The organism is Clostridium pacaense (assembly GCF_020709765.2).
Lineage (GTDB): Bacteria > Bacillota > Clostridia > Lachnospirales > Lachnospiraceae > Enterocloster > Enterocloster hominis.
Genome location: NZ_JAJFEB020000002.1, coordinates 122,059 through 134,442, shown reverse-complemented (window position 1 = coordinate 134,442; position 12,384 = coordinate 122,059). Strand labels below are relative to the sequence as shown.

Genomic DNA, 12,384 nt, shown 5'->3' with positions numbered 1-12,384 from the left:
GTTACTCCCTGTCTGAGTCTGGTTTTGTGATCCATGGGCTGACGCACAGGATACTCTCTATGTCGGCTTTCAGCAATTGGCTGGCAGTGGAAATCTGCCCCTTTTCCAGATAGTCCATCATGGCCCGGTGAAGGTCTACCGTGAAAATGTGGGATTTCATTTTCAGGGCATAGAAGATGGTCTGGATGTTCATGGCATTTTCCAGGACGGTCCTGGCGTATTCATTTCCATACAGGGTGAACAGCTTGAGATGGAATTCACAGTTGGTGGACCAGCGCGTGATGGACTCACTGGGGGGGATGGCGTCATAACGGTCGCATAGTTCCCATAAGGAGTCTATATCTGCTTTCTTGATATAGCAGTGGTTGTTCTCAAGAAAGGAACACTCCAGGGCGGAACGGAACTTTACGATTTCAAAAAGCTTTCCCTCGCTGGGCTGCATGAACTTATAGCCCTGGCGTGGTATGCTTACAAGGATTTTGTTCTCCGTCATCATGGTAAGGGCTTCCCGCACCGGGGCCCGGCTGACTTTGTATTTGTCGATTAAAAATTTTTCTGTGAAGATATAGTCAAAAGGGTACATACCCTTGATGATATCAGAGAAGAGCGCGTGGTATACCTGAAGCTTCAGGGAATTTTCCTGATTGGAAGACATTTTGGGAACCTCCTGTTTGGTCTTTTGGTTTAATCATAACCTTATGAATAGTAGAAGTCAATAGAAAGAAGCCAACAGAAATGAGTACTAAAGGACAAGGATGGGAACTGTGATAATATCAGAAAAAACGATGAAAATAAAGGATGACCTTAGAAAAATAAGAATAGGTATACAATTTGCATAATTATTTTAAATATTATCGTGCATTATAACGGTTATACACAAAAATGCTTGCCAATAACAGGATATCGTGATATTATCATAGCATACTCGAGTTGAACGCAAATGAGAAAGGAAATCATACTATGAAAGAGCAAGCAAAGTCCGGCAACAAAGTAATAGGTTACGTGCTTCTGGCCGTCATGGCTGTTTCGTTCCTGTATTTTGGGGTGTACAAGGTTGCCACGGGGCAGGCGCAGATGGATGTGCAGACGGCGTTTCTTACCATGCTGGTACTGCTGATCATCGGTGAGGTGATATCGACAGCAACCAAGGCCTTCGTGCCGTCCATGTTTATCAGCGCGGTATTGTTCGTGCTGGGGTTCTGGGCATATTTTCCCAAGGACATCCTGCAGGTGGGCGGTATAGCCGCCAATCTTCCCACGTTCCTGGTCATGATGATGGTTGTACATCTTGGCACCATGCTTGATATTAAGGAACTGATTGAGCAGTGGAAGACAGTTGTGATTACCCTGGCTGGAATGCTGGGTATCCTGGTGGTCATCCTGACATTGGGGACCGTGGTTCTGGATAAGACCACGGCGGCCATTGCGGCGCCTCCGCTTACAGGCGGCTTCGTGGCAGCCATGATGATGCAGTCCGTGGCGCCTACGGAGCAGCTGGCCATACTGGCCATGGCAGTGTATGTGCTTCAGGGATTTATCGGATATCCGCTTACAAGCATCTGTCTTAAGGCAGAGGGACGTAAGCTCTTAAAGGATTACCGCAGCGGCAAATATACGGTTGCCAAGGCTGCCGCCCAGGCCAATGCAGCAGCAGCTGATGATACCAGCGCATTTATCTTTCCGCAGATACCTGCAAAATATAAGAGCGATTTCACTTACCTGTTTACCATGGTAATCCTTACGGTCATGTCAGGATATCTGGATACTTTAAGCCATGGGTATATTTCGAAGTTCGTATGGGCGCTGATCCTGGGCGTGTTCGGCACTGCCTTCGGCTTTATTGAGAAGAACACACTGGTGCGCTCCAGAAGCATGGGCTTTATCTATACGGTTATCATGATGTTTGTTTTCTCACAGCTGAATACGGTCACACCGGATACCCTGGTGCAGCTGTTAAAGGATTTCGCGGTCCTGATCGTGCTGGCGACGGTTGGTATTGCTGTGTTCTCAATCCCGGTTGGAAAGCTGCTTGGCATGAGCCTTCCGATGTCCTTTGCACTGGGACTTGGTTCCCTGGCAGGCGGATTCCCGGCCAGCTATACACTGAGCGTGGAGGCTGCCAAGGTCCTTTCCTCCAGCGAGGAGGAGTACCGGATTCTGGAGGAGCATATGCTTCCCAAGACATTGGTGGCAGGATTCGTCAGCGCCACCTCGGGTTCTGTGTTTGTGGCAGGCATTGTCATGGCCATGTTCTTTAAATAGTGTTTGGACAGGGAAAAGGAGCGGTTACTATGGATTTAGGCTTAAGAGGAAAGGTTGCGGTTGTGACCGGAGGCAGCAAGGGCATTGGATATGCCGCGGCCAAGGTGTTCCTGGAGGAAGGGGCTAAAGTGGCAATCTGTGCCCGCCATGAGGAGGAACTGCGGCAGGCGGCAGGGGAACTGGAACAGCTGGGACCTGTTTACTGGGAGGCCGTGGATGTGACGGACGCCCAGGCCAATTATGATTTTGCGGAACGTGTGTACCGGCATTTCGGCAGCCTTGATGTGTGGGTGAATAATGTAGGGGCCACCGGCAGCAAAAAAGGTGAGGAATATGATGACGGGGAAATTGATTTCATGACAGGTGTCTGTTTCAAGTCAGTGGTATTTGGATGCCAGGCAGCGTTCCGGTATATGAAAGAAAAGGGCGGCGCAATCGTGAATGTCAGCTCCCTGGCGGCAAGGTGCCCTTCCGCGGGCAGGAGTACGCTGTACGGGCCTCTTAAATCAGCAATCAATAACCTGACCAATACATTTGCGGGCGAGTACTGCGCCCATAATGTCAGGGTTACCTGCGTGATGCCGGGATTTACAGCTACCCCGTTGGCAAAAGCCAATATCAGCCAGGAGGAATTGGACCGCAATGCGGGGGCAACCCTGCTCAGGCGCATGGCTGACCCGGAGGAGATAGCAAGGCCTATTGTATTTCTGGCCAGTGACTGGGCCAGCTATATGACGGCCACCACCATAGAAGTGTCCGGCGGGCGCAGCATGACGCTGAACCCCACCTATGCCTATGATAAGCTGGGGAATAGGAAATAAAAGGGACATACGGGAGATATCAATCAACAGCGCAACTATATAATATAAAAAATCCAAGGAGGAAAAACAATGATTGACAACAAGATTACAATTAAAGACGATGAAATGGTGAACGTACAGAGAGGAGCCATCGGACACCGCGCAACCTGGACCGGCCTTACATACACAAAGGCAAGGGAGGCAGGCATGGAAGAGGCCGCAGAAAAAATCATCCGCCAGGCAATCACTGAGACAGGACAGATCCAGGGCAAGGAAATCAAGGCAAAATGCCCCAACCCGGATAGTATTTCCAGTTTTGCCGATACCTTCCTCACACCTACCCTGCGCAAGACCTTCGAGGTAGAGTTCAAGGAACAGACCGACGACCGTCTGGATATTGAATTCCATCATTGCCCGTTATTGAAGGCATGGCAGGACCTGGGATTTGACGACGCAACCTGTGCAAAGCTGTGCGACATGGCAATGGACGGCGACAGGAATATTGCCAAGGCAATGGGCTATGGCTTCCATCTGGGCGATACCATTGCAGAGGGATGTCCAACCTGCAAGATTACGTTTTTTAAGGAGGAAAAAGAGGATTGATAAAGGGCTGCCGGTATCTGCCTGACCGTTGATTGAGGTCCGTATATCCATATCATATGAAGCCTGCGGGATGTCTGGATTTATGACAGTCCGTGGGCTTTGTGTTTGTGGCAGGTCATAGGCTTTATGTTTGTGGCAGGTCGTGGGCTTTGTGTTTGTAGTAGGTCGTGGGTTTTGTGTTTGCAGCAGGTTATAGGGTTTACGCCTGTGGCAGGTCATGGGTTTTATGTTTGTGTCAGCCTGAAGGCTTTATATTTATAGTGGCCTGTAAACGGTTTATTTCTTTTCAGAATATTTTACCCCCTAAAAATCCGGAATATCTGGCAGGAATTGTTTAATATATGGGCATACTTTATCAGGATGTATTTGGAATATACACGAAAATACACAGGAAGGAACAGGATGTGCCCATATGGATTTATCGCCTGAATTTAAGCATCTTTTGACGCTTTTGTATATAAGATATCTGCCTGGAATTTTATGGCACCAGTTTTTGTCATTAGTATTCGCAAAGAATCGTAACGTTTAGCGTCTGTCGGTGTTTTGAATTTGAAGGAATATGTATATGGATATAGTTGTATATGAAAATGAAAAATAATAAAGGCTTAAGGGAATTTTCATTGATATTTTTTTCTCCAGGTGTTAAGCTTCAGTAGGGTATATCCAGGCGGAGGCGGATTCACAGACCCGTCCGGATGATCCCGGATTACACCATGTATCATACAGCACAGGAGGAAACGTATCATGAAGAAACATTCATTCATCATAGCGGCCGCTGCCATAGCGGCAACCATTGCCCTTGGGACCGCGTGTGCCAAGAAGCCGGCGGTGGAGACCATGGAGACAGTTACCAGCGCGGCCCCCACGGAGGAAACCACAAAGCCGCAGCCCACAGGGACACAGCCGGAGGAGACCACGGCTGAAGCGCCGGAGTCCAAGGAGATGTACCATATGCTTCAGGGCACCGTCACCAAGGTCACGGGCGACGGGGATGTGTTCACGCTCCGGGCGGATGACGGCAGGGATTATGATATCAGGCCGGCTGACATAAGGGACGTGGAGGTTGAGATTGCAGAGGATGTACAGATTGCCATTGCTTATATCGGAGGGCCGCTGGGGGAACTTAAGGACGTGACCCTGGTGGTGGCGCTGCCGGAGCAGGAGGAGTGGAGCATCCTTACAGAGAAGGGGACCACCACGGCCAATGCCATGAGCAGCTTTACCATGAAGACGGACGACGGACAGGAACTCAGCTTTTTAAAGGATAACTGCCCCATAGAGGACGGGTCCCTGGCCGGGGACAGCGGGGATGAGGTAAGCGTGACCTATGTAAATTCCCAGGGGGTGAACTACCCGGTGGAGATTAAGTCTGCAAAGTAATGGCAAATCTCCGGGATTTTATGAAAAACCCTTGCAAAATAAGCATTTTCCTTGTACAATCTGATAATGGGTAAACAGCGTGGAAGAGGGGCCGTATATGACCCCTCTTTTAATGGATAGCATTATAAAAGCAGATAAAAGAAAGGGTACGAACATGATTAGTGCAAGCAACATATCCCTTCGTGTGGGCAAAAAGGCATTGTTTGAGGATGTGAACATTAAATTTACGGAGGGCAACTGTTATGGGCTTATCGGCGCCAATGGAGCGGGAAAGTCCACATTCCTCAGAATCCTGTCCGGGCAGCTGGAGCCGACCAGCGGGGATGTCATCATCACACCGGGACAGAGGCTTTCCTTCCTGCAGCAGGACCATTTTAAATATGATGAATATACGGTTCTCGATACGGTCATCATGGGCAACAAAAGACTGTATGAGATAATGAAGGAAAAAGAAGCCATCTATATGAAGGAGGACTTCACGGACGAGGACGGCATCAAGGCGGCTGAACTGGAGGGCGAATTTGCCACCATGAACGGCTGGGAGGCTGAATCTGACGCAGAGAGCCTGTTAAACGGCCTTGGTATTGAGACTGACCTCCACTACGCCCAGATGGGCAGCCTGCTGGGCGCCCAGAAGGTAAAGGTGCTGCTGGCCCAGGCCTTGTTCGGCAATCCGGACATATTGCTTTTGGATGAGCCTACCAACCATCTGGACCTGGATGCCATTGCATGGCTGGAGGAATTCCTGATTAATTTTGAGAATACGGTAATCGTGGTGTCCCATGACCGTTATTTCCTGAACAAGGTCTGCACACAGATTGCGGATATTGATTATGGCAAGATCCAGCTGTTTGCAGGAAACTATGATTTCTGGGTGGAATCCAGCCAGCTGATTGTCAAGCAGATGAAGGAAGCCAACCGCAAGAAGGAAGAGAAGATTAAGGAACTGCAGGAATTCATCCAGCGTTTCTCAGCCAACGCTTCCAAGTCCAAGCAGGCAACCTCCCGTAAGCGCGCCCTGGAGAAGATTGAACTGGACGACATCCGTCCCTCCAGCCGTAAGTATCCATACATTGATTTCCGTCCTTTCCGCGAAATCGGCAACGAGGTCCTGACCGTGGAACACCTTTCCAAGACCATTGACGGCGAGAAGGTACTGGACGATATCTCCTTTATCCTGGGACGTGAGGACAAGGTGGCACTGGTAGGACCTAACGAGAGGGCCAAGACCATCCTGTTCAAAATCCTGTCAGGTGAGATGGAGCCGGATGAGGGGAGCTATAAGTGGGGACTGACCACGTCACAGGCGTATTTCCCCAAGGACAACAGCGCCGAGTTTTCCAATGACGACACCATTGCGGAATGGCTGACCCAGTATTCTCCTGAAAAGGATGCCACCTATGTCCGCGGATTCCTGGGACGCATGCTGTTTGCAGGCGAGGACGGGGTCAAGAAGGTGAAGGTGCTTTCCGGCGGCGAGAAGGTGCGCTGCATGTTGTCCAAACTGATGATTTCCGGGGCCAATGTGCTGATGCTGGATGAGCCTACGGACCATCTGGACATGGAATCCATTGACGCCCTCAACAGAGGTATGATTAAGTTCTCCGGCGTATTGATTTTCTCCTCACGTGACCACCAGATCGTGCAGACCACGGCCAACCGTATCATGGAGATCATCAACGGAAAGCTCATTGATAAGATTACCACATATGATGAATACCTTGACAGCGATGAAATGGCCCGTAAGAGATTTACATTTACCATTACAGAGAGCGAAGAGGAAGACGATTAATAGAGATGAAAGGGAGGCAGGATGGTTATCCTGCCCCTTTTGCATTGATTGGCTGGCGCTGGTTTTCCGGGCGCCGGAAAGGGATGTGTATGAAAAAACGGTATGCTGTGACATTGGCCGCGGCGCTTGTGCTGTCCCTGGCAGGCTGTCACACACAGGAATCCAGGATCCACCCGGATGAAACCACTGTGCAGGGAACGGGGACGGACCAGGAAAGTACGGCACAGCCGGATCAGGGCGCGGAGGATGGACCGGACCTGGGGGATGGGAGCAAAAAGGATGACGGGACCCAAACGGATGATAAGACGGTTCATAAGGTGGGAAGACATGGGGATGACTATATCCTGCCGGATGCATTGACCCATGTCTATACCCAAAGTGAGCTTGCAGTCCTGACCCGGGAGGAGCTGCGTCTGGCCAGGAATGAGATATATGCAAGGCATGGACGGCAGTTTAACAGCGATGACCTGAACCAGTACTTTTCACAACGGCCCTGGTATCAGGGAACCATTTCCCCGGACCGGTTTGATGACAGCGTGCTGGGGCAGAATGAAAGGGATAACCTGAAGGCCATACAGGATATGGAGACAGGGAAGACCGTATGCGAAATCCCCAAAATCGGCACAGAGGAGTTCCCAAGGATAGACGGTTCCACCGCAACCCTGCCCATTTCCCAGGCCATGTACCGGATGGCCACGGGGGCTTCCGGGATGGAGGCAGAGTCGGCCATTACCCATGGAAAGACAACCCAGGCATGGATGTCCATGGTTGCGGAATATGTATCGCCGGAGAGACGTCCTGAACTGGTGATTGCCTATGAGCCGGGTGAACAGGTGCTTGAGGCCTTTAAAGAACCGGGAAATGAAGTCATCATGAAGCCCATCGGCAGGGACGCCCTTGTGTTCCTTGCCAACCAGTCCAATCCGGTCCATTCACTGACCGGCAGCCAGATTGCGGACATTTATTCAGGAAAAATCACCAACTGGAAGGTGGTTGGCGGGAAGGACCGGAAAATCCAGGCCTTCCAGCGGCCTGCGGAATCGGGAAGCCAGAACCTGATGGATAAACTGGTGATGAAGGGAAAGAAGATGGCAGAGGCCCCTGTGGACCTGATCATAAGCGACATGGAGGGGCTGCTGGAGGAGGTTTCCGCCTATGACGGCACAGGCGATGCCCTTGGATATTCTGTCTATTATTATGCCAGGAACATGTACCGGAAGCCGGAGCTGGCCTTCATGGCCGTGGATGGCGTCATGCCTTCCAGTGAGACAATCCGCAGCAAAAGCTACCCCTTTGTCAATGATTTTTATGCAGGCATCAGGGCGGATACGCCAAAGGATTCCAAGGCATATGAGCTGTTTGAGTGGCTTACGGGGGAGGACGGACAGTCCTTAATCAATGGACTTGGATATGTGGGAATCGGGGATGGGGCCAAGGAGCTGCCCGGTAACCTGCTGGCGCCGGATGAGGATTTTACCGCAGCCATTCCCCTGCCGGAGGGTCATGTGATCCTGGCAGACGGAAGATATCTGTTTGGTGAGCAGGGGATTGGGGTATTTGATTCCCATATGAACCTCCTTCAGTTCATCGGCCATGTGGACTGTGATGATGTGAACCGGTTTTTGGAGTGCAGCCGGGACGCCGTGCTTCCCATGATGGATACAATAACAGGCGGATACGGACATTACTCCATTGGGAAAAACCAGTGGGCGGACCGGGAACCGGAGGAAGATGATCCCTACTTCTATTGGGATGAGGAGGCTTTTGCAGAATCCCATCCTGAGCTGCTTCAAAAGTACGGGGTCACGGCAGAGGATGTAAAGGCCCGCTTTTACGGGGAATATGCGGGAGTTTTTGTCATTACGGACCGGCATGCGGAACATTATTACGGCTTTGACGGGACGTTCCTTCTGGATTATGAGACAGGAGGGAAGGGTGAGGAGGAACTGCCCTCCAGATATGTGTATGGCATAGATGACCATATGGCCTACGTGGAAATTGTAGATTACGGGGACGGCAACAATACGGGAAGCGTGCAGTACCATATCTACAAGGACGGCCGCCTGATGAAGACGTTGACGGATGAAGGCGGGAACGTATCAGATATAGAAACACATTTTTATACCAGGAGCAATGGCAATTACCTGTATTTTTATAATTATCAGGATGAGCTGTGCGCAAAGTTCCTGTATGGATATTATGGTAACGATTAACAATATGGACAGTGACAGTATCATGAATGGATCAGGAGGAAATGATGATGGAGAAAATAGCAAGCTTCAGTATTGACCACGTGAAATTACAGCCGGGAATCTATGTATCCCGCAAGGATAAGGTAGGGGACCAGGTGATAACCACCTTTGACCTCCGCATGACAAGCCCCAATGAGGAGCCGGTCATGAACACCGCGGAGCTTCACACCCTGGAGCACCTGGCGGCAACCTATCTCAGGATATACAGCGGACAGGGGGACAAGGTGATTTATTTCGGGCCGATGGGCTGCAGGACGGGATGCTATTTCCTGATGGTAGGGGATTATGAATCCAGGGACATCCTTGATATGATTATCCACACATTTGAATATGTGCGTGATTTTGAGGGCGTGATTCCGGGAACGGAGCCAAAGGACTGCGGAAACTATCTGGACCACAACCTGGACATGGCAAAGTACGTGTCAAGGCGGTATCTGGAAGTGCTGTACCATATTGACGGGTTCCCGGAATCCAGGCTTGTGTATCCCCAACAGTAGGAGGTCGGACAGATGGCAAAATTTATTTCATGGAATGTAAACGGACTCAGGGCCTGCGTCGGAAAGGGATTCCTGGATTTCTTCAAGGAAATTGACGCGGATGTATTCTGTATACAGGAAAGCAAGCTGCAGGAGGGACAGATTGACCTGGACCTTCCCGGATATCACCAGTACTGGAACTATGCCCTGAAAAAGGGATATTCCGGTACAGCCATGTTTACCAGGGAAGAGCCTTTATCCGTGTCCTATGGGATTGGGATGGAGGAGCATGACACGGAAGGCCGGGTGATTACCGCTGAGTTCCCGGATTACTATGTAGTTACCTGCTATACCCCTAATTCCCAGGACGGCCTTGCAAGGCTGGACTACAGGATGAAGTGGGAGGATGATTTCCTGGCTTACCTAAAGGGGCTTGAGAAGAAGAAACCAGTGGTTTTCTGCGGGGACCTGAATGTGGCCCACAAGGAGATTGACCTTAAGAATCCCAAGACCAACCGGAAGAATGCCGGATTCACGGATGAAGAGCGCGGGAAATTCACAGATCTGCTGGCAGCTGGATTTATCGATACCTTCCGGTATTTTTATCCGGATGCGGAGGGGATTTATTCCTGGTGGTCCTACCGTTTCAGCGCCAGGGCCAAGAACGCAGGGTGGCGCATCGACTATTTCTGCGTGTCTGAAAGCCTGAAGGACAGGCTGGTCAGCGCTGCCATCCATACGGAAGTCATGGGTTCTGACCACTGTCCGGTAGAGCTGGTGATGGAGTAAGGAGCTGTTTTGTGCAAAGGAGCCTGTAAAAAGGCAGAGGGATGATAGATAGATGAATCTAGTAACAATTGAACATTTGACAAAATCATACACGGAAAGGCGGCTGTTTGACGACACTGCATTTTCCATCAATGAGGGTGAGAAGGTGGGCCTGATCGGCATCAACGGCACAGGCAAGTCCACCCTCCTGAAAATCGTGGCAGGACTGGAGGAGCCGGATGACGGCACCGTGGTCCGCACAAGGAACCTCTATATCCGCTATCTGCCCCAGATACCGGAGTTTACCCAGGGGGACACGGTGCTGGAAAGCATCCTGCGGGGCAATGAAAATGAAACCCACTACAGCTCCAGGGAAGAGATGTCCGCCACTGCGAAAAGCATGCTCAATGAGCTGGGAATCAGGGACCATGACGCCAAGGTGGAGACCCTCTCAGGGGGCCAGCGCAAGCGTGTGGCCCTGGCGGGCGTGCTCATGAGCCGGGCGGAGCTGCTGATCCTGGACGAGCCTACCAACCATCTGGACAGCGCCATGGCCGACTGGCTGGAGGATTACTTAAAGAACTTCCGGGGCGCCCTTCTCATGATTACCCATGACAGGTATTTCCTGGACAGCGTGGTGAACCGGATTGTGGAGCTGGACCAGGGGAAGCTCTACGGTTATCAGGGAGGGTATGAGGCGTTCCTCAGGCTTAAGGCGGAACGGCTGGAGATGGCGGAGGCCACGGAGCGCAAGCGCCAGTCCATCCTTCGCAGGGAGATTGCGTGGATCCAGAGGGGCGCCAGGGCGCGTTCCACTAAGCAGAAGGCCCACATACAGCGCTATGAGGAACTGCGGGACCAGACAGGGCCTGAGTATGACCGGAATGTGGAGCTGGAATCCATTGCCAGCCGACTGGGACGCACCACGGTGGAGGTAAAGGACCTTTGCAAATCCTATGGGGACAAGGTGCTGATGAAGGACTTTACCTACATTTTCCTAAAGAGCGACCGGGTGGGCATCATAGGCCCCAACGGAAGCGGCAAATCCACCCTGATGAAAATCATAGTGGGCTGGGTACAGCCGGACTCCGGCACGGTGGAGATAGGGCAGACCGTGAAAATAGGTTATTTTTCACAGGAAAATGAAGCCATGGACGAAAGCCTGAAGGTCATTGATTATATAAAAAATGTAGCGGAGTATGTGAAGACAAAGGACGGGAGCATCAGCGCAAGCCAGATGCTGGAGCGGTTCTTATTCCCGTCCAGTATCCAGTATACGGCCATAAGCAGGCTGTCCGGCGGTGAGAAGCGCAGGCTTTACCTGCTGCGCATCCTTATGGAAGCGCCCAATGTAATCCTTCTGGACGAGCCTACCAATGACCTGGATATCCAGACGCTGACAATCCTGGAGGATTATCTGGATACATTTCCCGGGATTGTGATAACGGTTTCCCATGACAGGTATTTCCTGGACCGTGTGGTAAACCGCATCTTTGCCTTTGAGGGACAGGGCCGGGTGACCCAGTATGAGGGCGGCTTCACGGACTACCAGAGGTCGGTCAGGGCCGAGGCGGATCAGGCCGGAAACCGTACGGCTTCCGGGGAAGCCCCGGGAACCGGAGGGGGAAGCGCCGGGAATGCGCAGGAGGCCCAGGATGGAAACCAGGCCGCTAAGCGTAATAACTGGAAAGATGGCCAGAACGTCACCAGGAAGCTGAAGCTTTCGTTTAAGGAGCAAAGGGACTGGGAGACCATTGAGGAGGATATCGCAGCCCTGGAGGCAGCGGTGGAAGAACTGGGAAAGGAAATCGTCCGGTCCTCCAGCAATTACACCAGGCTCAATGAACTGATGGCTGAAAAAGATGCAAAGGAAAAAGAACTGGAAGAGAAAATGGAGCGCTGGATGTATCTGAATGAGCTGATGGAGCAGATTGAAGCGCAGAAATAATGGGGAATGGGATTATTATATTAATACTACGGCCGCAGTGGATTGGGATTCACTGCGGTTGTTTTTTCCGCATAAATGGGGAATATTATCTGAAACTGAAATA

10 protein-coding genes are annotated in these 12,384 nt (G+C 51.2%); 9 read left to right on the top strand and 1 reads right to left on the bottom strand.

The genetic code is table 11. The features are described from left to right. Position 1: 1 nt before the first annotated feature. Positions 2-655, bottom strand: coding sequence for a GntR family transcriptional regulator (locus LK536_RS34180; RefSeq protein WP_008723892.1), 654 nt, complete (start codon positions 653-655; stop codon positions 2-4). A 305-nt stretch (positions 656-960) separates the two neighbouring features. On the opposite strand from LK536_RS34180, the gene LK536_RS34175 reads away from it, so the two are divergent. The 9 genes from LK536_RS34175 to LK536_RS34135 all read left to right on the top strand — a co-directional run bounded on the left by LK536_RS34175 (position 961) and on the right by LK536_RS34135 (position 12,281). Continuing rightward, the gene (locus tag LK536_RS34175; protein ID WP_050927353.1) at positions 961-2,262 is read left to right on the top strand and encodes a hypothetical protein; all 1,302 of its coding nucleotides are present in this window, start codon (positions 961-963) and stop codon (positions 2,260-2,262) included. 29 nt (positions 2,263-2,291) lie between these two features. Then, a complete protein-coding gene (locus tag LK536_RS34170; protein ID WP_227794570.1) occupies positions 2,292-3,083 on the top strand; it encodes an SDR family NAD(P)-dependent oxidoreductase in 792 nt (263 codons plus the stop codon). A 69-nt stretch (positions 3,084-3,152) separates the two neighbouring features. Then, positions 3,153-3,665, top strand: coding sequence for an L-2-amino-thiazoline-4-carboxylic acid hydrolase (locus LK536_RS34165; RefSeq protein ID WP_008723899.1), 513 nt, complete (start codon positions 3,153-3,155; stop codon positions 3,663-3,665). 744 nt (positions 3,666-4,409) lie between these two features. Beyond that, entirely contained in the window at positions 4,410-5,045 is a 636-nt protein-coding gene (locus LK536_RS34160) for a hypothetical protein (protein WP_025484319.1), read from the top strand. A 154-nt stretch (positions 5,046-5,199) separates the two neighbouring features. Continuing rightward, positions 5,200-6,837: an ABC-F family ATP-binding cassette domain-containing protein gene (locus LK536_RS34155; RefSeq protein ID WP_008723920.1), complete on the top strand. Its 1,638-nt coding sequence runs from the start codon at positions 5,200-5,202 to the stop codon at positions 6,835-6,837. Between the two features lie 89 nt (positions 6,838-6,926). Then, positions 6,927-9,050 (top strand): YARHG domain-containing protein, encoded by a 2,124-nt coding sequence (locus tag LK536_RS34150; RefSeq protein WP_227794569.1) that lies wholly within the window; start codon positions 6,927-6,929, stop codon positions 9,048-9,050. Positions 9,051-9,097: 47 nt separating this feature from the next. Next, positions 9,098-9,586, top strand: coding sequence for an S-ribosylhomocysteine lyase (locus tag LK536_RS34145; RefSeq protein ID WP_227794568.1), 489 nt, complete (start codon positions 9,098-9,100; stop codon positions 9,584-9,586). Between the two features lie 12 nt (positions 9,587-9,598). Then, positions 9,599-10,354, top strand: a complete 756-nt coding sequence (gene xth, locus LK536_RS34140) for an exodeoxyribonuclease III (protein WP_227794567.1) — start codon at positions 9,599-9,601, stop codon at positions 10,352-10,354. A 52-nt stretch (positions 10,355-10,406) separates the two neighbouring features. Further along, positions 10,407-12,281, top strand: coding sequence for an ABC-F family ATP-binding cassette domain-containing protein (locus tag LK536_RS34135; protein WP_227794566.1), 1,875 nt, complete (start codon positions 10,407-10,409; stop codon positions 12,279-12,281). The last annotated feature ends 103 nt before the right edge of the window (positions 12,282-12,384 follow it).